The sequence below is a fragment of the Rhizorhabdus wittichii genome (assembly GCF_017607425.1).
In the GTDB taxonomy this organism is placed as follows: domain Bacteria; phylum Pseudomonadota; class Alphaproteobacteria; order Sphingomonadales; family Sphingomonadaceae; genus Rhizorhabdus; species Rhizorhabdus wittichii.
Genome location: NZ_CP059319.1, coordinates 4475310 through 4499465 on the forward strand (window position 1 = coordinate 4475310; position 24156 = coordinate 4499465).

Below are 24156 nucleotides of genomic sequence, written 5' to 3' on the forward strand. Positions count from 1 at the left end.
GCGGACCGATCGGTACGTTGCTAGTTTGATTATTGTCCGGAGCGCCAGTCGCCGGCCAGTCCCATCCACAGCGCGACCGCCGCCGCCATCGCCGTATCGGCGCGCAGGATGCGCGGGCCGAGCGACACGCCGATCGCCTGCGGCACCGCCCGGATCGCGGCGCGCTCCTCGTCGGTGAAGCCGCCTTCGGGGCCGATCAGGATCGCCGCCGGGCCGGGCTTCACCGCCTCGGCCATCGGCATGCCGCCTTCCTCGTCGGCGAAGATCAGCGCCCGGTCGGCGGGCCAGTCGCGCAGCATCGCGCTCAGCTTCACCGGCTCGTCGAGGATCGGCAGCGCGGTGCGCTCGCACTGCTCGGCCGCCTCGATCATGTGCGCGCGCAGCCGGTCGAGGTTCAACCGGTCGACGATGGTGCGCCGGGTGATCACCGGCCGCCAGCGCGCGACGCCCAGCTCGCACGCCTTCTCCGCGACCCAGTCGATCCGGCCCTTCTTGATCGGCGCGGCGACCAGCCACAGGTCGGGCACCGCCTCGCGCTCGCGCATCCGCTGCTCGACGCGGACGGCGACGGCGCGCTTGCCGACCTGCTCGATCACCGCGCGCCATTCGCCGCTCATGTCGTCGAACAGCGCGATCGCGTCGCCCGCCTTCAACCGCATCACCGTCGACAGATAATGCGCCTGCCCGCCGTCGATGGTCAGCGCGAGGCCGGCGGCGAGCGGGGTTTCGACGAACAGGCGGGTCAGGCTGGCGGGGGGGTAGATGGGGGTCTGGGCAGGGTCTGGGCCATGGGACTTCCGAAGGCGTGGCTTTTCCCCTACCTGCCGCCCATGGCCGACGAAGTCGAGGAAATCGTGCCCGATAGCGAGCTGCGCGGGATCGCCCGCCGGCTGCCGCCGGGCCTGCGCCCCTATTGGCTGCTCGCCCGGTTCGACCGGCCGATCGGAAGCTGGCTGCTGTTCTGGCCCGGCGCCTGGGCGATCGCGCTGGCGGGCGGGGCGGTCGCGCGCTGGGACCTGATCCTGTGGTTCGCGCTCGGCGCGGTCGCGATGCGCGGCGCGGGCTGCGTCTACAACGACATCGTCGACCGCGACCTCGACCGCAAGGTGGCGCGCACCGTCCTGCGTCCGCTGGCGAGCGGACGCATCGGCCTCAGGGCGGCCTGGGCCTGGCTGGGGCTGCTTTGCCTGGTCGGGCTGGTCGTGCTGGTCCAGCTCAACCTGGTCGCCGCGCTCGCCGCGCTCGCCAGCCTCGGCGCGGTTGCCGCCTATCCCTTCATGAAGCGGATCACCTGGTGGCCGCAGGCCTGGCTCGGCTTGGTCTTCTCCTGGGCTGCGCTGGTCGGCTGGCCGGCGGTGACGGGCGGCTTCTCGCCGGTGCAGGGGCTGCTCTATGCCGGATCGATCTTCTGGGTGATCGGCTACGACACCATCTACGCGCTGCAGGACGTCGAGGACGACGCGCTTGCCGGGGTCAAGTCCTCGGCCCGCGCGCTCGGCGCCCATGCGCGGGCCGGCATCGGCATCTTCTATGGGCTCGCGCTCGGCTGCTGGATCGCCGCCTTCTGGCTGCTCCGGCCGCAGTTGCTCGGCACGCTGGCGCTGCTGCCGATGGCGCTGCACCTCGCCTGGCAGGTGGCGGGGCTGCGCATCGACGATCCGGCCGACGCGCTCGCCCGCTTCCGCGCGAACCGCTTCGCCGGGCTGTTGATGTTCCTCGCCTGCCTCGTGGTCGGCGCCACGGCCTAGGACGGATTCGGTCTCCTCCCGTCATTCCCGTGAAAACGGGAATCCACGGTCACGGAACGCTATTTGATGCGAGGTGCCGCCGTCCATGGATTCCCGCTTTCGCGGGAATGACGAGGGAGAAGATGCTCACCGGCGATAGAAGCCCGGAACCCCTTTACCCTTTGACGTTCGGGGCCGGCATACCTAAGTCGCCGACATGCTCAGCCTCTCCGAAGCCGAAAGCCGTACCGCCGACCTCGCCGCCGCCGCGCGCAAGGCCGGGGCGGACGCCGCCGACGTCATCTACGTCTGCAACAATGCGACCCAGATATCGGTGCGCCTCGGCGCGCTCGAGGATGTCGAGCGGTCGGAGGGCGAGGAGATCGGCCTGCGGCTGTTCGTCGGCCGCCGCTCGGCGAGCGTCTCGTCGTCCGACCTGTCGCAGCCGGCGCTCGACGCGCTGGTCGAGCGCGCGGTGGCGATGGCGCGCGAGGCGCCCGAGGATCCCTATGCCGGCCTCGCGCCCGAGGACCGGCTGCTGCGCGGCGCGCTGCCCGATGTCGACGGCGACGACGGCGCCGACCCGTCGCCCGCCGAGCTGCGCGAGCGCGCCGAGGCGGCGGAGGCGGCGGCCCGCGCGGTCGAGGGCGTCACCAACAGCGAGGGCGCCGGGGCCTCGGCCAGCCGCACCGTCATCGCGCTCGCCACCAGCACCGGCTTCGCGCGTGGCTATTCGAACAGCGGCTATGGCTGCTCGGCCAGCGTCATCGCCGGCGAGGGCGGCGGCATGCAGCGCGACTATGCCTATCATTCGGTGCGCCACCTGGCCGACCTCGAGGATGCGGCGGCGATCGGCGCGCGCGCCGGCGACCGCGCCGTCAAGCGGCTCAACCCCGGCAAGCTGTCGAGCGGCGCGATGCCGGTGGTCTACGATCCGCGCGTGGGATCGGGGATGCTCGGCCATCTCGCCGGGGCGATCACCGGATCGGCCGTCGCGCGGCGGACCAGCTTCCTGCTCGACAAGCTGGGCGAGCAGGTCTTCGCCAGGGGTATCGTCGTGCGCGACGATCCGCTCCGCAAGCGCGGCCTGCGCTCCAAGCCGTTCGACGGCGAGGGGTTGCCGACCGCGGCGCGCGACATCATCGCCGACGGCGTGCTGACCGGCTGGATCATGGATTCGGCCTCGGCCCGCCAGCTCGGGCTCGAACCGACCGGCCATGCCACGCGCGGCGTCGGCGGCCCGCCGGGATCGGGGCTCACCAACCTCTATCTGGAGGCGGGGCCGCTCTCGCCCGAGGAACTGATCGCCGACATCAAGCTGGGCGTCTACGTCACCGAGCTGATCGGGCAGGGCGTCAACGGCGTCACCGGCGATTATAGCCGCGGCGCATCGGGCTTCGTGATCCGCGACGGCCGCCTCTGCGAGCCGGTCGCCGAGATCACCGTCGCCGGCAATCTCAAGGATATGTTCCGCGAAATGACGCCGGCCTCGGATCTTGTCTTCCGCCGCGCCGTTGATGCCCCGACGATCAGGATCGAAGGGATGACGGTAGCCGGTGCCTGAGGGGCTGTTAGATGCGGTGAGCGCGGTCGCGGCCGAGGTCGGCGCGATGGCGCACGCCTCGTGGCGCGGCGACTTCAGGACCTGGGACAAGACGCCGGGCAGCCCGGTCTGCGACATCGACCTCGCCGCCGACGCGCTGCTGCGCGAGCGGCTGATGGCGATCGATCCCGAGGCCGGCTGGCTGTCGGAGGAGACCGCCGACAGCGCCGAGCGGCTCAACTGCGTGCGGGTCTGGGTGGTCGATCCGATCGACGGCACCCGCGACTATGTGCGCGGCCGCGAGGGCTGGGCGGTGTCGATCGCGCTGGTCGAGGGCGGCCGGCCGGTGATCGGCGTGCTCGACGCGCCGGCTCGCGGCGAGCATTGGCGCGCGCAGGCGGGCCAGGGCGCCACCCGCAACGGCGTGGCGGTGCGCGCCTCGAACCGGATCGAGCTTCCCGGCGCGCGGGTGCCGGCCGACGTCCTGCCGCGCGGCGATGCCGACCTTGTGACCGTCGCCAAGCCCAATTCGATCGCGCTGCGCATCGCGATGGTCGCCGCCGACGAGGCGGACCTGCTCGCCACCATCCGCTGGGGCCATGAGTGGGACATCGCCGCCGCCGCGCTGATCGCGCAGGAGGCGGGAGCGACCGTCACCGACGCGCTCGGCCGGCCGCTGCGCTACAACAGCACCAAGGGCGAGCAGTTCGGCGTGCTGGCGACCGCGCCGGCGATCCATGCCGATGCGGTCGCCCGGCTGGCGCGGCGCGCGGCGAAGGCGGTCGTCCGCTAGATTCAGGCTTCCGTCATTCCCGCGAAAGCGGGAATCCACGGTCACGGCACATTCCGTCTCTTGCGGGCCGCCGTCCATGGATTCCCGCTTTCGCGGGAATGACGATTGGGGGGCGTGCCTCGTCCAACCCGGAACGGGTCTAGGGACGGAATCAAAGTCCCAAGCGCGGAATCTCGATCGCGGGGCAGCGGTTGACCACCGCCTTCAGCCCGGCGGCCTCGGCGCGGGCGACGGCCTCGTCGTTGAACACGCCGAGCTGAATCCACACCGCCTTCGCGCCGGAGGCGATCGCGGCGTCGATCACCGGGCCGGCGGCGGTCGAGTTGCGGAAGATGTCGACGATGTCGACCGGCGCGCGAATCTCGTCGAGCGAGGCGAGCACCGGCCGGTCGTGGATGCGCTGCCCGGCGAGCTGCGGGTTGACCGGGATCACGTCGTAACCGCGCGACAGCAGGAAGCGCATCACACCGTGGCTCGGCCGGTCGGGCCGGTCGCTGGCGCCGACCATGGCGATGGTCTTCGCGGTGCGGAGGAGGTCGGCGATATCCTGGTCGGCGGTCAGCGGCATGGCGAGGCTCCCGGTGCTCCCCTTAAAATGATGCGGGTTTCGCCGGGTTCAACCAGTCGGCGATCTTCGCGGCGAGCGGTGCGAAGATCGTGTCGCCGTCCTCGGCGGCCGGCGGCAGGCCCGCGTCGGACGCGGTGCGGATGCCGATGTCGAGCGGGACCCGGCCGAGGAAGGGCAGGTTCATCGACATCGCCGCCGCCTGCGCCCCGCCCTGGCCGAACGGGTCGGAGACCTCGCCGCAATGCGGGCAGGCATAGCCGGCCATGTTCTCGACCATGCCGATGATCGGCACATGCGCCTGGTTGAAGAAGTCGATCGCGCGGGTCGCGTCGATCAGCGCCAGGTCCTGCGGGGTCGACACGATGATCGCGCCCACCGGCTTGTATTTCTGCACCATGGTGAGCTGGACGTCGCCGGTGCCGGGCGGCAGGTCGAGGATCAGCAGGTCGACGTCGCCCCATTCGGCGTCGATCAGCTGGCCCAGCGCGTTGGCCGCCATCGGCCCGCGCCAGGCGATCGCCTGCCCCGGCTTGACGAGCTGCGCCATCGACAGCATCGGCACGCCGTGCGGCGAGAGCACCGGGTCCATCTTCTGGCCCTGCGCGGTCGGGCGCATCCCTTCGGTCGACAGCAGCCGCGCCTGCGACGGGCCGTAGATGTCGGCGTCGACCAGGCCGACCTTGCGCCCCATCCGCCGGAGCGCGACGGCGAGGTTGGCCGACAGCGTCGACTTGCCCACCCCGCCCTTGCCCGATCCGATCGCGATGATCTTGCGGCCGCGCTTCTCGGCGGTCATCGCCACCCGCACCGTCTCCACCCCCGGCACCGCGATCAGCGCCTGCTTCACGGCGGTTTCGAGCTTGGAGCGGGCGTCGCCCGACAGGCCGGTGACGTCGACCACGACGCTGGCGGTGCCGTCCTCGAAGCGCGGCGGGGCGGCCCGTCCGCTGGCGATCAGGCCCTTGCCGCTGATCGGATCGGCCACGCCGTCGAGCGCGGCGGGGAGCGAGTCTGTCATGTCCATGGGGCGTGCAAATAAGGGCTCCGCCAGGAAAGGGCACTGTTTTCCGCCGATCCGTACCTATAATGACCGGATGAACGACAGCGACAGCAGCGGAATGGCGTCGCGGCCGATGCTCAACGAGGGCGGGCCGTGGGGCGGAGGAGGATCGGGCGGCGGCGGGGGCGGCGATGACGGCAACCCCTGGAACCAGCCGCGCGGGCAGCCGGGCCCGGCGGGCCGCTCGGCCATCGACGAGCTGCTGCGGCGCGGCCGTGCCCGCTTCGGCGGCCGGGGCGGGCCGGAGCCCGACGCCGGGCGCATCGCGCTCTGGGCGGTCGGCGGGCTGCTGCTCGTCTGGATCCTGTGGACCAGCAGCCACCGGATCGACCCGCAGGAACGCGGCGTCGTCACCCGTCTCGGCTCCTATGCCACCACGCTCGAACCGGGCATGCGCTTCTCCTTCCCGGCGCCGATCGACATCGTCACCAAGGTCGACATCGAGGATATCCGCGTGAAGGACATCCCCCAGGGCGGCGGCAACAGCCAGAACCTGATGCTGACCGGCGACCAGAACATCATCGACCTGGCCTATTCGGTGCGCTGGAACATCCGCGATCCCGAGCTCTATCTCTATGAGCTGGCCGATCCGGACGAGACCGTCGCCGAGGTCGCCGAGAGCGCGATGCGCGCGGAGATCGCCCGGGTCGCTCTCAACGACGCCATGGGTCCGCAGCGCAGCCAGATCGAGGGCCGCGTCCAGCAGCGCATGCAGGAGATCCTCGACAGCTACCGTGCCGGCATCACCGTGCAGGGCGTCGCGATCAAGCAGGCCGACCCGCCCGCCGCCGTGGTCGAGGCGTTCAAGTCGGTCTCGGCCGCCCAGCAGCAGGCCCAGGCCTATCTCAACGAGGCGCGCGCCTATGCCCAGCAGCTCGGCGCCAAGGCCGAGGGCGAGGCGGCGGCGTTCGACAAGGTCTATGCCGAGTACAAGCTGGCGCCCGAGGTGACCCGCCGCCGCATGTATTACGAGACGATGGAACGCGTCCTCGCCAAGACCGACAAGACGGTCATCGAGACGCAGAACGTCATGCCCTACATCCCGCTGCCGCCCGCGCAGCCCAAGCCGGCTCAACAGCAATGAACGTCAGCGACAACATCGCCAGCCGCAACGTGATCGGCTGGGCGATCGCCGCGATCGCCGCGGTGGTCGTCCTCAGTAGCACCGTGGCGATCGTGCCCGAGACCAAGCAGGCGCTGGTCGTCCGCTTCGGCAAGCCCGACACGGTCTACAACGCCTACCGCCCGAACGAGGATTTCGGCGCGACCGGCGCGGGCGTGATCTGGAAGATCCCGTTCATCGACCAGATCACCTGGATCGACAAGCGCGTCCGCGATTTCGACATGGAGCGCCAGTCGGTGCTGTCGACCGACCAGCTCCGGCTCGAGGTCGACGCCTATGCCCGCTACCGGATCGTCGATCCGCTGCGCATGGCGATCACCGCCGGCAGCGAGCGCCGGGTCGAGGAGGCGCTGCGCCCGATCCTCGGCTCCTCGCTCCGCAACGAGCTCGGCAAGCGTCCGTTCGCGTCGCTGCTCAGCCCCGAGCGCGGGCAGGTGATGGACAATATCCAGACGCGGCTGAACCGGGTCGCGCGCCAGTACGGCGCGGAGATCGTCGACGTCCGCATCAAGCGCGCCGACCTGCCCGACGGCACCCCGCTCGATTCCGCCTTCAACCGGATGCGCACCGCGCGCGAGCAGGAGGCCCGCTCGATCCTCGCGGAGGGGCGCAAGCAGGCGCAGATCATCACCGCCGAGGCCGACGCGCAGGCGGCCGGCACCTATGCCGAGAGCTTCAACAAGGACCCCGATTTCTACAATTTCTACCGGGCGATGCAGTCCTATCGGATGACCTTCGGCACCGACGGGACCGAGGCGCCCGGGTCGTCCAACGTCATCCTGTCGCCCGACAACGAATATCTGCGGGAGTTCCGCGGGCGGCGCTGACACCCCTGGTCATGACGGGGCGGGCCCTTGATTCGCGCCGCGGGCTGGTTCAGCCTGCGGCGACCAGGGTCCGGGCCCGAAAGGAACAGCGCCGTTCAACCGGGGTTCAGCGATCGGGAAAGAGATAATAAGCCCGGAATTCGGCAACGGCAGGACAGGAGATTTAAGGAGTTGGCCAAAGTGCGTTATGCCTATGGGATCACCGCGGCCTTGCTGGCGGGCGGTGCGGCCGCAACCCTGACCTTGCAGCAACCGGTCGGCGCCCAGGTGGCGCAGAACGCGCCGGGCTCGATCAACGCGACCGCACCCCGACCGGGCGCGCCGATGAGCTTCGCCGATCTCGCGGCCAAGCTGCAGCCGGCGGTCGTCAACATCTCCACCACCCAGAAGATCCAGGTGCGCGGCGGCGGCAACGCCTTCTCCGGCACCCCGTTCGAGGAACTGTTCCGGCGCTTCGGCGGCGGCCAGGGCGACGACGGCAAGCCGATCACGCGCGAGGCGACTTCGCTCGGCTCGGGCTTCATCATCTCGCCCGACGGCTATGTCGTCACCAACAACCACGTCATCTCGGCCTCGCCCGAGGGCGGCAGCGGCGCGGTGGTCAGCTCGATCACCGTCACCCTGCCCGACCGCAAGGAATATAAGGCGACAATCGTCGGCCGCGACCAGACGTCGGACCTGGCGCTGCTCAAGATCGACGCGAAGAACCTGCCCTTCGTCCAGTTCGGCGATTCGACCCGTACCCGGGTCGGCGACTGGGTGGTGGCGATCGGCAATCCGTTCGGCCTCGGCGGCACGGTGACGGCGGGCATCGTCTCGGCGCTGCACCGTTCGATCGGCATCAACGGCCCCTATGACCGCTACATCCAGACCGACGCCTCGATCAACCAGGGCAATTCGGGCGGCCCGATGTTCGATCTGCAGGGCAACGTCATCGGCATCAACACGGCGATCTTCTCGCCGACCGGCGGCAATGTCGGCATCGGCTTCGCGATCCCGGCCGAGGAGGCCAAGCCGATCATCGACCAGCTCCGCACCGGCCAGCGGGTGCGGCGCGGCTATCTGGGCGTCGGCATCCAGCCGATGACCGAGGACATCGCCAGCAGCCTGGGCCTGCCCAAGGACCGCGGCGAGATCGTCGCCCGGGTCGAGCCGGGCGAGGCGGCGGCGCGCGCGGGCATCCGCCAGGGCGACGTCATCGTCCGCGTCGACAATCAGGAGATCACCCCCGACAACACGCTGTCCTACATCGTCGGCAAGGCCGCGGTGGGCGCGCGCCTGCCGATCGAGCTGATCCGCGAGGGCCAGCGCAAGACGGTGACGGTGACGCTGGGCGAACGCCCGCCCGAGGACCAGCTCGCCAGCGCCGGCAACCTCGACGAGGACCAGGGCGACGACGCCCCGGGCGCGGCGCAGAGCGCGCCCGACCAGTCGACCCGCACGGCGATCGGCCTCGGTCTGCAGACGCTGACGCCCGACATCGCCCGGCGCCTGGGCGTCTCGTCGACGCTGCGCGGCGTGGTGATCAACTATGTCGATCCGTCGAGCGATGCCGCGGCCAACGGCTTCCAGCCGCGCGACATCATCCTGCAGATCAACAATGTGCCGGTGGCGACGGTCCAGGCGGCGGCGGCGAAGATCACCGAGGCGCAGAAGGCCAAGCGCCCGACCGTGCTCTTGTTCGTCCAGCGCGGCAACAATCCGCCGCGCTATGTGGGCGTGCAGATCCGCAACTGATCGACGGTTAGGGCGGTTGACGATCTGATCGGACGCCCTCTCCTCCGCTCATCCTGAGGAGCCATTGAGCGAAGGCGAAATGGCGTCTCGAAGGATCCTTCGAGACGGGCCTTCACCTTCGTTCAGTCCCTCCTCAGGATGAGCGGGTCGGGTAAACCGAAATCGCTTTAGCCATGAGAAAAGGGCCGGAAGCGCGAGCTTCCGGCCCTTTTCCTTTACGCTTGCGCTGCGATCAGAAGTGGTAGCTGACCGTCGCGAGCAGCGAGTGGTAGCCGAACTTGCTGAAGCTCCGCTTGAAGTCGGTGCCCGACGCGTTCTGCGCCGTGAACGGGCCGCCGGCGGGGCCGCCAGACGCGCGCACCGTGCTGTCGTTGTTCTTCAGCGAGGTGAACAGGTAGAGCGCGCCGACCGAGAAGCGGCCGACCTTCTGCTCGATGCCGCCGCCGTAATTATAGCCCCAGGCGTCCTTGCTGGCGCCGTCGACGGTGAAGCTGTTGACGCCGTTCGAGGTCGAGAAGCTGTTGCGGATCTTGCCATAGGCGAGGCCGCCCGTGCCGTAGATCAGCGTGCCGGTGTCGAACGAATAGCCGCCGCGCGCGCGGAGCGCGCCGCCGCTGCGCATCTTCGCCTGCATCTTGTAGACCGCCGGCGTGGTGCTGAAGGCGGTGACGTTGTCGTAGAGGTAGGTCTTGCCATATTCGGCGACCGCGCCGATCACCGGCCCGCTCGTCTCGCCGAACTGATAGTCGTAGCCGGCATGGACCTTCCAGGTGGTGCCGTCATTGTCCTTGGCGCAGCCGGTGGTGGGGGAGGCCGACGTGGGCGCTCCGCCGCAGCTTCCCGGCGCGAAATTGGGGAAGGCGTCGCCGAAATTGCCGTCGAGGTTGCGATCGAACAGGACCTGCTCGTCGCCGTCGCGCGGCTGCCAGGCATAGCCAAGCTGGCCACCCACGTAGAAACCGGTCCAGTTGCTGGACGGGCTCTGTGCCGAGGCTGCGCCGGCGCTCATGGCTGCCAGTGCGATCGCGGCCGTGGTGGAAATCAATACTCGCATGTCTACTAACCCTTTCTGTTGCCTTGTGGGCATGACAGGAACGGTTCTCGACGGCGGTTTGATCCAGCGGCCGGGCCGCTTTACCGCGACTGATGCAATATTGTCACATTCGCGGCGGCGCGCCTAAACGGCTGACAAGATTGTCTATTGTCCGAAGTCGGCTTCGCCCGCCCGGGCCAGCGCCTCGCGCGCGGCGGCGATCAGCGCGCCTGCCTTGGCCTCGCATTCGCGCTGCTCATAGGCGGGGTCGCTGTCGGCGACGATGCCGGCCCCGGCCTGGACGTGCATCCGCCCGTCCTTGACCACCGCGGTGCGCAGGACGATGCAGCTGTCCATCGATCCGTCGGGGGAGAAATAGCCGACGCCGCCGGCATAGGCGCCGCGCGTCTCGGGCTCGAGCTCGGCGATGATCTCGCAGGCGCGGACCTTGGGCGCGCCCGACACGGTGCCGGCCGGGAAGCCCGCGAACAGCGCGTCGAGCGCGTCCTTGGCCGGATCGAGCCGGCCGACCACGTTCGACACGATGTGCATGACATGGCTGTAATGCTCGACCGTGTAGCTGTCGGTGACCTCGACCGTGCCCGCCTGCGCGACCCGGCCGACGTCGTTGCGACCGAGGTCGAGCAGCATCAGATGCTCGGCGCGCTCCTTGGGATCGGCGAGCAGGCTTTCGCGGTTGGCGACGTCCTCGATCGCGGTCTTGCCGCGCGGGCGGGTGCCGGCGATCGGGCGGATCGTCACCTCCCCGTCGCGCGCGCGCACCAGTATCTCGGGCGAGGAGCCGGTCAGCGCGAAGCCGGGCAGGTCGAGGAAATAGAGGAAGGGCGACGGGTTGATCCGCCGCAGCGCCCGATACAGGTCGATCGGCGGCAGCGGGAAATCGACGGTGAAGCGCTGCGCCAGCACGACCTGGAAGATGTCGCCGGCGGCGATATAGTCCTTCGCGCGCGCCACCATCTCGGCATAGCGGCCGGGCGCCATCTGCGGCGCGAGGCCGAGCCCGGCGGGATCGACGTCGCTGCGACTGCGCGCGGGCAGCGGGCCCGCCAGCATCGCCGCATGCGCCTCGATTCGTTCGACCGCCCCGGCGACCTTGGCTTCGGGATCGCCGTCGGTGTCGGGCCAGATCGGCGCGACCAGGTAGAGCTGGTCGGCGAGCCGGTCGAAGACGAGGATCAGCGTCGGCCGCGCGAACAGCATGTCGGGCAGGTCGAGCGGATTGGCCGGCGGGCGCGGCAGCGCCTCGACCAGGCCGATCGTCTCATAGGCGAAATAGCCGACCAGGCAGGCGAGCGCGCGGGGCAGCCCGTCGGGCACCGTCATCCGGCAGGCGGTGACGAGCTTGCGCATCGCGGTGAGCGCATCGTCCTCGAGCGGCTCGAAGGCGTCGCGGTCGGTCGCCCAGCGCCGGTTGATCTCGGCCGCGCCGCCACGCGCGCGGAACAGCAGGTCGGGGGCGAGGCCGAGCAGCGAGTAGCGGCCGCGCACCGCGCCGCCCTCGACCGATTCGAGCAGGAAGTCGCCGCGTCCCGGCCGGATCAGCTTGAGCGCGGCGGCGACGGGCGTCTCGGTGTCGGCGACCTGCGTCCGCCACACCAGCGCGGGCTCCCCCCGCGACAAGGCGTCCAGGGCGGCCTGGTCCTGCGCGAAACCCATCCTCCGCTCAGGCCTATTGACCGGTCGAGCCGAACTGGCGCTTCGCGGCGGCGATCGCCTCCGGGTAGCGCTTGACGTCGACGTCCAGGCTGACGGCGCGGATGAACTGGTCGCCCAGCTCGGCCTTCGACGCGCGGGCCAGCTCTTCCTGGGTCGCGCCGACCAGGCCCGGCGCCTTGGCGAGGTCGCCGGGGACGACCTGGTCGAGCACGGTGACGAACAGCGCCTCGCCCTGCGCGCTCGGGACCAGCTTCGCCTTGCCCTTCTGCAGCGCGAACAGCGCGCGGACCGGCTCGGGGATCTGCGCCCCGCTCTGCTGCGCGCGGGCGATGTCGATCTGGCGGGCGCGGGCGGGCCGCGCCGGGGGCAGGGCGACGCCGCTGTCGGCGATCGCCTTGGCCAGCGGCACGCCGCGGTTGACCGCTACGACCATCTTGTCGCCGATCGCCTTGGCGCGCTCGGCGGCGCGCTTGGTCACGATGTCGCGGATCACCATCGGGCGGACCTGCGCCAGCGGCAGCGGCGTCGGCGGGATCACCTTGGCGACGCCGAGCAGCGCATATTGCTGGTCGGCGACCACCGTCTCGACCGTCGGCCGGTCGTCGGGCGATCCGGCGAAGCCGCTCTTGAGCAGCGCGCCGAGCTCGGGCGGGGCCTTCCAGTCGGGCCGGTCGATCGGCTGGCCGCCGGCCAGCAACGCCGGGGTCTCGACCACGGTCAGCTTGTTGTTGGCGGCGACCTCGGCGAAGCTCGCGCCGTCGGCGATCGCATCCTCGACCTTGCCGGCGAGCTCGGACAGCGCCTCCTGCGCCTTCTGGCGGGTCAGCAGCGCGGCGATCTCGGGCTTCGCCTCGGCCAGCGGGCGGCCCGGCGTGGCGGTCACGGCGTCGACCTTGACGACATACCAGCCGAACGAACCCTTGGCGGGGCCGGCGACGCTGCCGGCGGCGGCGGCGAAGGCCTGGTCGGCGACCGCGGCGCCGGCCGAGCCGCCATAGGCGGCCTTGCTCTGGCCGGTCAGCGTCGACGCCTCCAGCCCCGCCTTGGCGGCGGCGGCGGCGAGCGTCTGTCCGCCCCGGGCGGCGGCGGCGATGCTGCGCGCCAGCGTCTCGTTGGGGGTGACGACCTGGGTCAGGCCGCGCATCTCGCGCGCCGCGTAGCTGTCCGCATTCTCGCGATAATAGGTGGCGATCTCGGCCTCGGTCGGCGTCGCTGTCGCGGCGACCTGCTCGGCGCCGAACAGCGCATAACGCAGGACGCGCGCCTCGGGCCGGGTGAAGGCGGCAATGTTGGCCTTGTAGGCGGCGGCGATCTCGGCCTCGGTCGGCTGGCGCGGATCGACGAAGGCGGCGAGCGGGATGATCCCGACCTGTCCGATCCGCTCCTCGAGCAGCAGCGTCGCATAGGGGCGGGCGAGCTTTGCCGGGGTCGGCGCCAGCGCGACGGCCGGCGTCAGGATCTGGTTGCGCATCAGCTCGCCGGCGATGTCGGCGCGCAGCTCGCGCTCGCTGATCCGCGCCTGGGCGAGCCGGTTGCGCATCACCGTCTCGTCGAAGGCGCCGGTGATCCCGCGAAACGCGTCCATGCCCGCGATCTGCGCGTCGATCAGCCGCTTGCCGATCGCGAATCCCTGCTCCTTGCCCCAGGCGTCGATCGCGCGGGCGTCGATCAGCCCGTTGGTCACGCCCTCGAAGCCGCCGGCGGCGAGGAAGCTCTTATGGTCGAGTTCGGGCCGTTCGCGGCGGAGCGCGTCGAACTGGTTCTGGACGCGGCGCAGCAGGTCGTTGGTGCTGACCTTGCCGCCGTCGATCTTCGCGACCGTGGCGCCGTTGCTCGTTCCCCCGATCGAACCGGGGCTTTCGACGCCGGTGATGATGAAGGCGACCAGGACCAGGGCGAGGATGCCGAGGATGATCCAGGAGGAAAGCGCGCGGCGGAAAAAGGAGATCATCAGGCGTTCCGTCTGAAACCGGGAAGTGGTTGCGCTGCCATAAGGCCGCCGGCCGGTGGCCGCAATGGCGGGGATGGTTGCGGGACGCGACATTGGCTCTTAAGGCCGGACCCGCAACAGCCAAAGAGGATCGGAAATGGGACTGCGCAAGCTCGTCGCCGGCAACTGGAAGATGAACGGATCGCTCGGCAGCCTCGCCGAACTCGATGCGATCGCCGCGGCGGCGAAGGCGCAGGCTTCGGTCGACGTGGCGGTCTGCCCGCCCTTCACGCTGATCGCCCCGGCGGCGGCGCGCCAGCCCGGCCTCGCGATCGGCGCGCAGGATTGCCATGCCCAGCCCAAGGGCGCCCATACCGGCTGCGTCAGCGCCGCGATGCTGGTCGAGGCCGGCGCCCGGCTGGCGATCGTTGGCCATAGCGAGCGCCGCGCCGACCAGCACGAGACCGATGCCGAGGTCCAGGCCAAGGCGGCGGCGGCGATCGCCGCCGGCCTGACCGCGATCGTCTGTGTCGGCGAGACCGAGGCCGAGCGCGACGCCGGCCGCGCGGTCGCGGTGGTCGAGGGCCAGCTCGACGGATCGATCCCGCGCGACGGCACCGCCGCGACGCTGGTCGTCGCCTATGAGCCGGTCTGGGCGATCGGCACCGGCCGGACCCCGTCGACCGCCGACGTCGCCGAGATGCACGCGGCGATTCGCGCCAGGCTGGGCGCGCTGCTCGGCGGCGAGGGCGCGGGGGTGCGCATCCTCTACGGCGGCTCGGTGAAGCCCGACAATGCGGCCGAGCTGCTCGCGGTCGCCGACGTCGACGGCGCGCTGGTCGGCGGCGCCAGCCTGACCGCCGCGCAGTTCGTGCCGATCATCGAAGGCGCGGTGGCCGCTTCGGTCTGATCGGATGGGTCGCCAAGGTTGAACCTTGGCCCCCGATCGACTAGATGCGCCCGATATTCGAAATCGAAAGCCGGCAATGCTCTTCACCTTCCTGCTCGTGGTTCACATCATCGTCGCGACGGCGCTCGTCGCGATCATCCTCGTGCAGCGGTCGGAAGGCGGCGGGCTGACCTCGGGCGGCAGCCCCGGCGGGCTGATGAGCGCGCGCGGCGCGGCCGACTTCCTGACCCGCACCACCGCGATCCTCGCCGGCATCTTCGTGCTGCTCAGCATCGCGCTGGCGGCGCTCGCCTCGGTCGAGCGCGCGCCGAGCACGATCGACACCTCGCTGGTCGGCAAGACCGCCGGCCCCGCGAGCGCGCCGGCCCCCGCGCCCGTCAGCGACGATCCGCTCGCCGCGGCGGCGGCCCAGGGCGGCGGCGTCGCCTCGAACGGCGCTACGCCGCAATAAAATCTTCCCATTTCCGCGGATGAAAGGCGCGCCCCGGTTCCGGGGCGCGACCCTTTTCGTGGTCGTCCACAATTTTTTGTCGATATCGAGGAGTCCCCCACCTTGCCCTTCGCCCCTCTGCGCGGCTAAACCCATTCTCCCATGGCGCGGTTCATATTCATCACCGGCGGCGTGGTCTCCTCGCTTGGCAAGGGTCTCATGGCGGCAAGCCTTGCCGCCCTCCTCCAGGCGCGTGGATACAAGGTCCGCATCCGTAAGTTCGACCCCTATCTGAACGTCGATCCGGGCACGATGTCGCCCTATCAGCACGGCGAGGTCTATGTGACCGACGACGGGGCGGAGACCGACCTCGATCTCGGCCATTACGAGCGCTTCACCGGCGTTCCGGGCCGGCAGTCGGACAACATCACCTCGGGGCGGATCTACCAGACGATCATCCAGAAGGAGCGGCGCGGCGACTATCTGGGCGCCACCGTCCAGGTGATTCCGCACGTCACCGACGCGATCAAGGAATTCGCGCGCGCCGACACGGAGGGCCTCGATTTCGTCCTGTGCGAGATCGGCGGCACGGTCGGCGACATCGAATCGCTGCCCTTCATGGAGGCGATCCGCCAGCTTCGGAACGATCTCGGCCGCGGCAATTCGATCTTCGTCCACCTGACGCTGGTGCCCTATATCGCGGCGGCGGGCGAACTGAAGACCAAGCCGACCCAGCACAGCGTCCGCGACCTCACCTCGCTCGGCATCCAGCCCGACGTGCTGGTCTGCCGCTGCGACCGGCCACTGCCCGAGGGCGAGCGCGCCAAGATCGCGCTGTTCTGCAACGTGCCGACCGAAGCCGTGATCCCGGCGCTCGACGCCAGCAGCATCTACGGCGTGCCGCTGCAATATCATGAGGAAGGGCTGGACGAGGCGGTGCTCTCGGCCTTCGGTATCGAGGCCAAGGACGAGCCCGACCTCACCCGCTGGACCGAGATCATGGACCGGCTGGAGAATCCCGAAGGCGAGGTCACGATCGGCGTGGTCGGCAAATATGTCGGCCTGCTCGATGCCTACAAGTCGCTGCACGAGGCGCTGGTCCATGGCGGCATCGCCAACCGGGTGAAGGTCAACATCCGCTGGATCGACGCCGAGCTGTTCGAGCAGGAGGAGGGCGGCATCGCCGCCCAGCTCGAGCCGATGCACGCGATCCTGGTGCCGGGCGGCTTCGGCGAGCGCGGATCGGAAGGCAAGATCGCCGCGGTGCGATTCGCCCGCGAGCGCAAGGTGCCCTATTTCGGCATCTGCCTCGGCATGCAGATGGCCTGCATCGAAGGGGCCCGCAACACCGCCGGCATCGCCGCCGCCTCGACCACCGAATTCGGCCCGACCGACGAGCCCGTCGTCGGCATGATCACCGAATGGATGAGCGAGGACGGCCTGCAGAAGCGTGAGGCGGGCGGCGACCTGGGCGGCACGATGCGGCTCGGCGCCTATGACGCCAAGCTGTCGGGCAACAGCCATGCCGCCACCATCTACGGCGCGACCGACATCTCCGAGCGGCATCGCCACCGCTACGAGGTCAACGTCCATTACCGCGAATCGCTCGAGCGCGGCGGCCTCGTCTTCTCGGGCATGTCGCCCGACGGCGAGCTGCCCGAGGTGGTCGAGCGGCCGGACCATCCCTGGTTCGTCGGGGTGCAGTTCCATCCCGAGCTGAAGAGCAAGCCGTTCGACCCGCACCCGCTGTTCGCCAGCTTCATCGCGGCGGCGCTCCAGCAGAGCCGGCTGGTCTGATTCGTTCCAGGTTGAAGCCTGTCCCCGGCCCTGTCGTCATTCCCGCGAAAGCGGGAATCCATGGACGGCGGCCCGCAAGAGGCTGAATGTCCCGTGACCGTGGATTCCCGCTTTCGCGGGAATGACGGAAAGAGGCGTCATCGGCAAAGGCTGGAGCCGCCCAGTCCCGCTTCACCCCGGCAGGTCGGGAATCACGGGATCGGCAGGCGCGCCCGGATCGGGGTCGGTCGGCGATGGTACCGGGATGTCGACCGGGGCGTCGCCCGGTATCTCGTCGGGCGGGGGTGGCTGGCTGGCCATGGCGATTCTCCTCTCGGCGAGGAAAACGCCTCGGTCCCGTCCGCTATCCGTCCCGCCGATAGGGCGGGGCCGAAGCGCGGCGGTTCGCGATGGAAAGGCCCTGAAATAGCAAACGCCGGGATCGTTCCCGATCCCGGCGCCGCGTGACGATATTCGCCAACCCCCTTAGTGGGCTCTACACCTGCCACCCCTTTAAATGGCGGCGGAGCCTCACTTTTTCCCCGAACCATGGCCGTTTTTTCTGCTCATGTTCCGTGACACTTCTCCTACAGCCGGCCCGGTGCCTTGTCATTGGCTTTCAAGGCGTCCGGACTCGAAAGACGGGGAGTGTGTTTTCTCGGCAACAGAGACCGATCGGTACCAAAGGGCTTTTTGAGAGCGAGGCGGTTGCCCGACGTGCCGCGTCCGCATAGACAGCGGCAGGCCCGATTTTACCGCGAGTAACCCGTTTCATGCGCCTCTCCCGTCATTTCCTCCCCGTGATGAAGGAATCCCCCGCCGACGCCCAGATCGTCAGCCACAAGCTGATGCTCCGCGCGGGCATGATCCGGCAGACCGCCGCCGGCATCTACGCCTGGCTGCCGCTCGGCCACCGGGTGCTCCGCAAGATCGAGCAGATCGTCCGCGAGGAGCAGGATCGCGCCGGCGCGATCGAGCTGCTGATGCCGACCATGCAGTCGGCCGACCTGTGGCGCGAATCGGGCCGCTACGACGCCTATGGGCCGGAGATGCTGCGCATCAAGGACCGGCACGACCGCGAGATGCTGTTCGGTCCGACCAACGAGGAGATGATCACCGCGATCTTCCGGGACAACGCTCGCAGCTATCGCGACCTGCCGCGCATCCTCTACCATATCCAGTGGAAGTTCCGCGACGAGGTCCGCCCCCGCTTCGGCGTGATGCGCGGCCGCGAGTTCCTGATGAAGGACGCCTACAGCTTCGACCTCGACATCGAAGGCGCGCGCCACAGCTACAACCGCATGTTCGTCGCCTATCTGCGCACCTTCCGGCGGATGGGCCTGTCGGCGATCCCGATGCAGGCGGACACCGGCCCGATCGGCGGCGACCTCAGCCACGAGTTCATCGTGCTGGCGCCGACCGGCGAGAGCGAGGTCTTCTACCACACCAACTGGGAGGTCGAGCGCGCGCTCGACGTCGATGTCGACGACGTCGCGGCGCTGCAGGGCTTCGTCGACGGCCTGACCGCCGACTATGCCGCGACCGACGAGAAGCGCGATCCGGCGCGCGAGGCGGCGGCGGGCGACAGCCTCAAGCAGTCGCGCGGCATCGAGGTCGGCCACATCTTCTATTTCGGCACCAAATATTCGGCGGCGATGGGGATGACCGTGCAGGGCCCCGACGGCCAGCCGGTGACGCCGCAGATGGGCAGCTACGGCATCGGCGTGTCGCGCCTGATGGGCGCGATCATCGAGGCGAGCCACGACGATGCCGGCATCGTCTGGCCCGACGCGGTCGCCCCCTACACGGTCGGCCTGATCAACATGCGCGCCGACGACGCCCGCTGCGCCGCGGCGGCCGACGATCTCTACGCGAAGCTGGAAGCGGCCGGGATCGAGACGCTCTACGACGACCGCGACGAGCGCGGCGGCGCCAAGTTCGCGACGATGGACCTGATCGGCCTGCCCTGGCAGATCGTCGTCGGCCCGAAGGGCCTCGACAAGGGCGTCGTCGAGCTCAAGCGCCGCGCCACCGGCGAGAAGGTCGAGCTGTCGGTCGAGGACGCGATCGCGAGGATCGCCGGGTGAGGCTGCCGCTGCTTGCCTTCTCCCCCTGGGGGAGAGGGAAGGGAGAGGGGATCGGGCCGGCGGGCTCGATGCCCGGCGGTCCGAACGGTCGAGGCCGGACGCTCGGGCTTTGCCCTCGCGCCCCTCACCCCGACCCTCTCCCCAGAGGGGAGAGGGAGGCCTGATGCTGCTCAACCGCTACGAACGGATGATCGCCAAGCGCTACCTGCTGCCGGGCAGGGGGGAGGCGTTCATCTTCCTCGTCGCGTCGATCAGCCTGGTCGCGGTCGCGCTCGGCGTCGCCGCGCTGATCGTGGTGATGAGCGTGATGAACGGCTTCCGCGCGGAGCTGTTCGACAAGATCGTCGGGCTCAACGGCCATGCCGTGGTGCAGGGCTATGACGGCAAGCTCGGCGACTGGCGCCGGATCGCCGCCGATGCGCGCAAGCTGCCCGGCGTCGTCTCGGCCACCCCGCTGATCGAGCAGCCGCTGATGGCGAGCTTCGGCGGTCGGGTCGAAGGCGTGCTGGTGCGCGGCATGACGCTCGAGGACATCCGCCGCAACCCGGTGATCCAGGGCAAGGTGGTGCGCGGCTCGCTCGACGCGCTGACCCCCGGTTCCGACCGGGTCGCGATCGGCGCGCGGCTCGCCGAGCAGCTCGGCGCGGACCTCGGCAGCCAGATCAGCCTGATCAGTCCGCAGGGGCAGACCACCCCGTTCGGCACCGTGCCGCGCATCGTCTCCTATCAGGTCGCCGCGATCTTCGAGGTCGGCGTCTACGACTATGACAAGGCGTTCGTGGTGATGCCGATGTCGGACGCGCAGACGCTGCTGATGCTCGACGACGCGGTCGGGATGATCGAGATCCAGACGGTCGACGCCGATCGGGTCGGCGAGATATTGGCGCCGCTCAAGCCGCGCATCGCGATGCAGGGGGAGATTCGCGACTGGCGGGCGCTCAACAGTTCGCTGTTCGAGGCGCTGGCGGTCGAGCGGGTGACGATGTTCGTCGTCCTGTCGCTGATCATCCTCGTCGCGGTGTTCAACATATTGTCGTCGCTGATCATGCTGGTCCGCGCCAAGCGGCGCGACATCGCGATCCTGCGGACGATGGGCGCCTCGCGCGCCGCGCTGATGAAGATCTTCATGACGGTGGGCACGGTGATCGGCGTGCTCGGCACCGGCGCGGGCATCGCGCTCGGCGCGGTCTTCCTCTTCTACCGGCAGGCGGTGGTCAATTTCGTCCAGTTCGTCACCGGCCAGAATCTGTGGGACCCGTCGATCCGCTTCCTGACCGAGCTGCCGGCCAAGAGCGACCCGGTCGAGGTCGGGGCGATCATCGCAATGGCGCTGGGCTTCAGCTTCCTGTCGACGCTCTATCCGGCGTGGAAGGCGGCGAGCACCGATCCGGTGGAGGTGCTGCGCTATGAGTGACGTCCTTGCCGTACAGGCGCTCAGCCGCACCTTCCACCAGGCCGACGTCGCGATCCATGTGCTGCGGCAGGTCGACCTGTCGATCGCGCCGGGCGAGATCGTGGCGCTGCTGGGGCCCTCGGGATCGGGCAAGTCGACCCTGCTGCAGGCGGTCGGCCTGCTCGAAGGCGGGTTCGAGGGATCGATCCGGATCGCCGGCGAGGAGGCCGCGAAGCTCGATTCGGCCGGGCGCACCCGCCTGCGCCGCGACCGGCTCGGCTTCGTCTACCAGTTCCACCATCTGCTGCCCGATTTCACCGCGGTCGAGAATGTCGTGCTGCCGCAGCTCATCCACGGCGCCGACGCCGCGCCCGCGCGCGAGCGGGCCGAGGGGCTGCTCACTGCGCTCGGCCTCGCGCAGCGGCTCGGCCATCGCCCGTCGCAGCTTTCGGGCGGCGAGCAGCAGCGGGTCGCGGTCGCGCGCGCGCTGGCGAACCGGCCGGCGCTGGTGCTCGCCGACGAGCCGACCGGCAATCTCGACGAGGCCACCGCCGATATCGTCCTCGCCGAGTTCCTGCGGCTGGTGCGGCAGGAGGGATCGGCGGCGCTGGTCGCGACCCATAATGAGCGGCTGGCGGCGCGGATGGACCGGGTCGTGCGGCTGCACGAGGGGCGGCTCGACTGATCGGGCCGCCGCCCGTTAACCATCGCGCCTGACCGCTTTATTAAGCATTCCGTCCTAGACGGGCCCGATGGTCCGGGCCTGGATGTCCTCGATGGCGGCGCATGGCGCCGGCCTGGCGCGCGCGACGCGCGGCGCCGTCGCGGTGATCGGCGCGCTGTCGCTCACCGTGCTCGTCGGCATGGGCGCCTTCGCGGTCGAGATCAGCCGCGGCTATGCCGCCGACACCGCCAACCAGCGGATCGCCGACATGGCGGCGCTGGCCGGGGCGCTCGCCTACAATGTCAACAGCAACCCCAGCGAGATGACCGCGACCGCCAAGGCGGTGGTCGTCGCGCAGGGCCTGCCCGCCAGCGCGGCGACGGTCGCGCTCGTCACCGATTCGGCGACCTCGAAGCAGCTCGTGCAGGTTTCGGTCACCACCTCGGTCCCGATCGCGCTCGGCCGGGTCTTCTCCTCGGCGCTCGCCTATGACGTGACGGCGACCGGATCGGCGACCACCACCGCGACGACGACGACCGCGCCGCCCTGCATCGCCGCGCTGTCCTCGACGCCGACCTATGGCATCACCCTCAGCGGCGGCGTCAGCATCACCTCGCCGGGCTGCGCGGTGAACACCAATGCCGGGGTGACCGTCCCCTGGGGCACCACCATCACCGCCAAGCAGGTCAATGCGGGCAAGGGCATCGACAATCCGGGCAAGGGCATCACCACGTCGCCGACCGCAAACGACATCGTCCAGAACAAGGCGAGCGCGGCGACCGACTGGATGAAGGACGACAGCACGCTGAAGGGGCTGCTGTGCAAGGTGAACCAGCTCAGCGGCTATAGCGACCCGGACTATGCCGACGGCAACCGGAGCTGCACCACGCCGCTGGTGACGCCGACGACCCAGACCAGCGCGTCGACCGAGGATTATATCCTCAACTACAGCCCGGCGGCGAACGTCGCGCCCTATTGGAACAGCGGCACCAAGACCTACACCTTCCCGGCCAAGTCCTACGACCTGCGCGACATCGTCATGTCCGGCGGCATCACCGCGGTGTTCGAGGGGCCGCTGACCCTGAAGGCGCGATCGGTCAGCATGGGCGGGAGCGGCATGACCATCGGCGATGGCGCCGTCACCGTCACCGGCCTGTTCGATTTCAACAATGGCAGCGTGGTCACGATCGGCAACGGTGATCACAGCTTCGGCTCGCTCAACGTCTCGGGCGGGCGCACGCTGAACGTCGGCAGCGGCGGCTTCATGCTCGGCGGCGGCATAGTGATAGCGGGCGGCACCACGATCCGGATCGGCATCGGCGTCGGTGACGCCGTGACGATCGGCAATGCGTCGGGCACCGCGATCAACCTCGGCAATGGCAGCACGCTATGCTTCACGGCGAACTGCGCGAGCCCGACCGCCGCCGGCGGCACGTTCAGCGTCAACGGCCTGATCACCACGGGGGGCGGCAGCACGCTGATCCTCCCGAAGGCGGCGACCCACGTCATCAACGGAAATCTGAGCAGCAGCGGAGCGATGACCTTCGGGTCGGGCGTCTACATCCTCAACGGCAACTTCACCAACGGCACCGGTGGCGCGATGACCGGCACCGACGTGACCTTCGCGATGAGCGGGACCTACAGCCTGGCCGGCGGCACCACGCTCGATCTCGCCGCGCCCGGTGCGCTGGCCAGCTATGGCGTGCCCGGCATCCTGTTCGCCACCAAGACATCGTCCGCCTCGACGATGGGCGGCGGGGCGAGCGGCAAATATGCCGGGCTGATCTACGCGCCCAAGTCGGACGTGACGCTCACCGGCGGCGCGTCGATGTCGGGCAACGGATCGAACTGCCTGATGATGATCGTCAGCACGCTCAACCTGTCGGGCGGCACCAACGTCGCCAGTGCCTGCTCCGGCCTGTCGGGCACGTCGAGCAGCGTGGCCAATGTGGCGCTGTTCAAATGATCCGGGCGCTTCTCCATCGCCTGCGCGACGACCGCCGTGGCGTGGCGACGATCGAGTTCGCCTTGCTCTCCGTCCTGTTCTTCTTCGTGATGACCGCCGGACTCGACATCGCCATGTGGTATCAGCAGCGGCTGCGCCTCGACAGTGCGGTCGAGCAGGGGGCGATGATCGCCTTCAACAGCCGCGCCAGCGTCGACCAGTCGGCGATCGGCACCTATGTCGCGGCGGCGGCGAAGCTGTCGAGCGCGCCGACCGTCTCGATCAGCTGCAACGGCAATGCGACCTGCGCCAATAGCGGCCGCACCTGCGCCTGCATCAGCGGCGGCGCGCCGACCTATAGCGCGCTCGGCTGCGACAAGACCTGCTCGGACGGCAGCCTGCCCGGCTATTATATGCGGATCAGCGCGACCGCGACGGCGAGCACGCTGCTGGTGCCGGCGGCGATGCTGGGGGGCACGATGACGCAGACCCGCACCGCGATGGTGCGCCTGCAATGACCCGGCTGCTGCGCGACGCGAGGGGCGTGACCGCGGTCGAGTTCGCGCTGGTCGCACCCGCCTTCCTGATGTTCATGTTCCTGACCATCGACGGCGCGCGCATGGCGTGGACCTACCAGACGCTGCAGGAGGTCGCGGTCAACAGCGCGCGCTGCGCCGCGCTCGGCGTCACCGGCTGCAAGACCGCCGGGGAGGTGCAGAGCTACGCCGTCGCCCGCGCGGCGGCCGGGGGGGTGAAGCTGACGGCGGCGGCGGTGACGCTCACCCCGGCCGCGACCTGCTCGTCGGTCGCGGGCATGACCAGGGTGGCGATCGCCTCGAGCTATCAGGGCGCGTCGACCAAGCTGCTGCCGAGCAAGCTGACCGCGCTCAGCACCGAAAGCTGCTTCCCGACGGCGAGCTAGCCGCGTCATGC

22 protein-coding genes are annotated in these 24156 nt (G+C 69.7%); 15 read left to right on the plus strand and 7 right to left on the minus strand.

All coding sequences use genetic code 11. From position 1 onward, the window contains the following. Positions 1-29: 29 nt before the first annotated feature. Entirely contained in the window at positions 30-764 is a 735-nt protein-coding gene (locus HRJ34_RS21550; protein WP_208634407.1) for a 16S rRNA (uracil(1498)-N(3))-methyltransferase, read from the minus strand. 66 nt (positions 765-830) lie between these two features. On the opposite strand from HRJ34_RS21550, the gene ubiA reads away from it, so the two are divergent. The 3 genes from ubiA (at position 831) to HRJ34_RS21565 (ending at position 4063) form a co-directional block, all read left to right on the plus strand. Continuing rightward, positions 831-1748 (plus strand): 4-hydroxybenzoate octaprenyltransferase, encoded by a 918-nt coding sequence (ubiA, locus tag HRJ34_RS21555; RefSeq protein WP_226948890.1) that lies wholly within the window; start codon positions 831-833, stop codon positions 1746-1748. A 196-nt stretch (positions 1749-1944) separates the two neighbouring features. After that, on the plus strand, positions 1945-3291 hold the full coding sequence (locus HRJ34_RS21560; protein WP_012048577.1) for a TldD/PmbA family protein: 1347 nt from the start codon (positions 1945-1947) through the stop codon (positions 3289-3291). Continuing rightward, complete coding sequence (locus HRJ34_RS21565; RefSeq protein WP_012048576.1) at positions 3284-4063, plus strand: 3'(2'),5'-bisphosphate nucleotidase CysQ; 780 nt, start codon at positions 3284-3286, stop codon at positions 4061-4063. The genes HRJ34_RS21560 and HRJ34_RS21565 overlap by 8 nt, the downstream gene beginning before the upstream one ends. 151 nt (positions 4064-4214) lie before the next feature. On the opposite strand, the gene HRJ34_RS21570 is transcribed toward HRJ34_RS21565, so the two are convergent. After that, positions 4215-4631, minus strand: a complete 417-nt coding sequence (locus tag HRJ34_RS21570; RefSeq protein WP_208632364.1) for a CoA-binding protein — start codon at positions 4629-4631, stop codon at positions 4215-4217. Positions 4632-4653: 22 nt separating this feature from the next. After that, the gene (locus tag HRJ34_RS21575) at positions 4654-5655 is read right to left on the minus strand and encodes an Mrp/NBP35 family ATP-binding protein (RefSeq protein WP_012048573.1); all 1002 of its coding nucleotides are present in this window, start codon (positions 5653-5655) and stop codon (positions 4654-4656) included. A gap of 70 nt (positions 5656-5725) precedes the next feature. On the opposite strand from HRJ34_RS21575, the gene hflK reads away from it, so the two are divergent. The 3 genes from hflK (at position 5726) to HRJ34_RS21590 (ending at position 9378) form a co-directional block, all read left to right on the plus strand. After that, positions 5726-6775, plus strand: a complete 1050-nt coding sequence (gene hflK / locus HRJ34_RS21580; protein ID WP_404947155.1) for an FtsH protease activity modulator HflK — start codon at positions 5726-5728, stop codon at positions 6773-6775. Beyond that, positions 6772-7641 (plus strand): protease modulator HflC, encoded by an 870-nt coding sequence (hflC, locus tag HRJ34_RS21585; RefSeq protein WP_012048571.1) that lies wholly within the window; start codon positions 6772-6774, stop codon positions 7639-7641. The genes hflK and hflC overlap by 4 nt, the downstream gene beginning before the upstream one ends. Before the next feature lie 180 nt (positions 7642-7821). Continuing rightward, positions 7822-9378 (plus strand): Do family serine endopeptidase, encoded by a 1557-nt coding sequence (locus HRJ34_RS21590; RefSeq protein WP_012048570.1) that lies wholly within the window; start codon positions 7822-7824, stop codon positions 9376-9378. Positions 9379-9610: 232 nt separating this feature from the next. Here HRJ34_RS21590 and HRJ34_RS21595 read toward each other — a convergent pair whose 3' ends face one another. The 3 genes from HRJ34_RS21595 to HRJ34_RS21605 all read right to left on the minus strand — a co-directional run bounded on the left by HRJ34_RS21595 (position 9611) and on the right by HRJ34_RS21605 (position 14039). Continuing rightward, positions 9611-10387, minus strand: coding sequence for an outer membrane protein (locus HRJ34_RS21595; protein ID WP_264319405.1), 777 nt, complete (start codon positions 10385-10387; stop codon positions 9611-9613). Between the two features lie 189 nt (positions 10388-10576). After that, entirely contained in the window at positions 10577-12088 is a 1512-nt protein-coding gene (trpE, locus tag HRJ34_RS21600; protein WP_012048568.1) for an anthranilate synthase component I, read from the minus strand. A 13-nt stretch (positions 12089-12101) separates the two neighbouring features. Beyond that, entirely contained in the window at positions 12102-14039 is a 1938-nt protein-coding gene (locus HRJ34_RS21605) for a peptidylprolyl isomerase (RefSeq protein ID WP_208632365.1), read from the minus strand. Between the two features lie 136 nt (positions 14040-14175). Between HRJ34_RS21605 and tpiA the strand changes: the two genes are divergently transcribed. The 3 genes from tpiA (at position 14176) to HRJ34_RS21620 (ending at position 17155) form a co-directional block, all read left to right on the plus strand. Next, on the plus strand, positions 14176-14928 hold the full coding sequence (tpiA, locus tag HRJ34_RS21610; protein ID WP_208632366.1) for a triose-phosphate isomerase: 753 nt from the start codon (positions 14176-14178) through the stop codon (positions 14926-14928). Positions 14929-15004: 76 nt separating this feature from the next. After that, positions 15005-15379 carry a preprotein translocase subunit SecG gene (secG, locus tag HRJ34_RS21615; RefSeq protein WP_016744814.1) on the plus strand — a complete coding sequence of 125 codons (375 nt, stop codon included), beginning with the start codon at positions 15005-15007 and terminating at the stop codon, positions 15377-15379. A gap of 141 nt (positions 15380-15520) precedes the next feature. Further along, complete coding sequence (locus HRJ34_RS21620) at positions 15521-17155, plus strand: CTP synthase (protein ID WP_016744815.1); 1635 nt, start codon at positions 15521-15523, stop codon at positions 17153-17155. A 171-nt stretch (positions 17156-17326) separates the two neighbouring features. Here the strand turns inward: HRJ34_RS21620 and HRJ34_RS29505 are convergent, their stop codons facing one another. After that, complete coding sequence (locus HRJ34_RS29505; RefSeq protein ID WP_264306190.1) at positions 17327-17455, minus strand: hypothetical protein; 129 nt, start codon at positions 17453-17455, stop codon at positions 17327-17329. A gap of 452 nt (positions 17456-17907) precedes the next feature. On the opposite strand from HRJ34_RS29505, the gene proS reads away from it, so the two are divergent. From proS to HRJ34_RS21650, 6 genes are all read left to right on the plus strand, one after another. Beyond that, entirely contained in the window at positions 17908-19221 is a 1314-nt protein-coding gene (gene proS, locus HRJ34_RS21625; RefSeq protein ID WP_012048563.1) for a proline--tRNA ligase, read from the plus strand. A gap of 163 nt (positions 19222-19384) precedes the next feature. Next, positions 19385-20635 (plus strand): lipoprotein-releasing ABC transporter permease subunit, encoded by a 1251-nt coding sequence (locus HRJ34_RS21630; RefSeq protein ID WP_012048562.1) that lies wholly within the window; start codon positions 19385-19387, stop codon positions 20633-20635. Next, positions 20628-21299, plus strand: a complete 672-nt coding sequence (locus HRJ34_RS21635; RefSeq protein WP_029994623.1) for an ABC transporter ATP-binding protein — start codon at positions 20628-20630, stop codon at positions 21297-21299. Before HRJ34_RS21630 ends, HRJ34_RS21635 begins: the two co-directional genes overlap by 8 nt. Before the next feature lie 67 nt (positions 21300-21366). After that, the gene (locus tag HRJ34_RS21640) at positions 21367-23244 is read left to right on the plus strand and encodes a pilus assembly protein TadG-related protein (RefSeq protein WP_208632367.1); all 1878 of its coding nucleotides are present in this window, start codon (positions 21367-21369) and stop codon (positions 23242-23244) included. After that, a complete protein-coding gene (locus HRJ34_RS21645) occupies positions 23241-23741 on the plus strand; it encodes a TadE/TadG family type IV pilus assembly protein (protein WP_012048559.1) in 501 nt (166 codons plus the stop codon). The genes HRJ34_RS21640 and HRJ34_RS21645 overlap by 4 nt, the downstream gene beginning before the upstream one ends. Then, on the plus strand, positions 23738-24145 hold the full coding sequence (locus HRJ34_RS21650) for a TadE/TadG family type IV pilus assembly protein (RefSeq protein ID WP_208632368.1): 408 nt from the start codon (positions 23738-23740) through the stop codon (positions 24143-24145). The genes HRJ34_RS21645 and HRJ34_RS21650 overlap by 4 nt, the downstream gene beginning before the upstream one ends. The last annotated feature ends 11 nt before the right edge of the window (positions 24146-24156 follow it).

Bases quoted from the DNA above. Each gene is read 5' to 3' on its own strand.
- tpiA (WP_208632366.1), top strand. From the start codon at position 14,176: ATGGGACTGCGCAAGCTCGTCGCCGGCAACTGGAAGATGAACGGATCG.
- HRJ34_RS21645 (WP_012048559.1), top strand. From the start codon at position 23,241: ATGATCCGGGCGCTTCTCCATCGCCTGCGCGACGACCGCCGTGGCGTG.
- HRJ34_RS21575 (WP_012048573.1), bottom strand. From the start codon at position 5,655: ATGGACATGACAGACTCGCTCCCCGCCGCGCTCGACGGCGTGGCCGAT.
- HRJ34_RS21640 (WP_208632367.1), top strand. From the start codon at position 21,367: ATGGTCCGGGCCTGGATGTCCTCGATGGCGGCGCATGGCGCCGGCCTG.
- HRJ34_RS21560 (WP_012048577.1), top strand. From the start codon at position 1,945: ATGCTCAGCCTCTCCGAAGCCGAAAGCCGTACCGCCGACCTCGCCGCC.
- proS (WP_012048563.1), top strand. From the start codon at position 17,908: ATGCGCCTCTCCCGTCATTTCCTCCCCGTGATGAAGGAATCCCCCGCC.
- HRJ34_RS21650 (WP_208632368.1), top strand. From the start codon at position 23,738: ATGACCCGGCTGCTGCGCGACGCGAGGGGCGTGACCGCGGTCGAGTTC.
- trpE (WP_012048568.1), bottom strand. From the start codon at position 12,088: ATGGGTTTCGCGCAGGACCAGGCCGCCCTGGACGCCTTGTCGCGGGGG.
- hflC (WP_012048571.1), top strand. From the start codon at position 6,772: ATGAACGTCAGCGACAACATCGCCAGCCGCAACGTGATCGGCTGGGCG.
- HRJ34_RS21595 (WP_264319405.1), bottom strand. From the start codon at position 10,387: ATGAGCGCCGGCGCAGCCTCGGCACAGAGCCCGTCCAGCAACTGGACC.
- HRJ34_RS21635 (WP_029994623.1), top strand. From the start codon at position 20,628: ATGAGTGACGTCCTTGCCGTACAGGCGCTCAGCCGCACCTTCCACCAG.
- HRJ34_RS21630 (WP_012048562.1), top strand. From the start codon at position 19,385: ATGCTGCTCAACCGCTACGAACGGATGATCGCCAAGCGCTACCTGCTG.
- secG (WP_016744814.1), top strand. From the start codon at position 15,005: ATGCTCTTCACCTTCCTGCTCGTGGTTCACATCATCGTCGCGACGGCG.
- hflK (WP_404947155.1), top strand. From the start codon at position 5,726: ATGAACGACAGCGACAGCAGCGGAATGGCGTCGCGGCCGATGCTCAAC.
- HRJ34_RS21605 (WP_208632365.1), bottom strand. From the start codon at position 14,039: ATGATCTCCTTTTTCCGCCGCGCGCTTTCCTCCTGGATCATCCTCGGC.
- HRJ34_RS21620 (WP_016744815.1), top strand. From the start codon at position 15,521: ATGGCGCGGTTCATATTCATCACCGGCGGCGTGGTCTCCTCGCTTGGC.
- ubiA (WP_226948890.1), top strand. From the start codon at position 831: ATGGCCGACGAAGTCGAGGAAATCGTGCCCGATAGCGAGCTGCGCGGG.
- HRJ34_RS29505 (WP_264306190.1), bottom strand. From the start codon at position 17,455: ATGGCCAGCCAGCCACCCCCGCCCGACGAGATACCGGGCGACGCCCCG.
- HRJ34_RS21570 (WP_208632364.1), bottom strand. From the start codon at position 4,631: ATGCCGCTGACCGCCGACCAGGATATCGCCGACCTCCTCCGCACCGCG.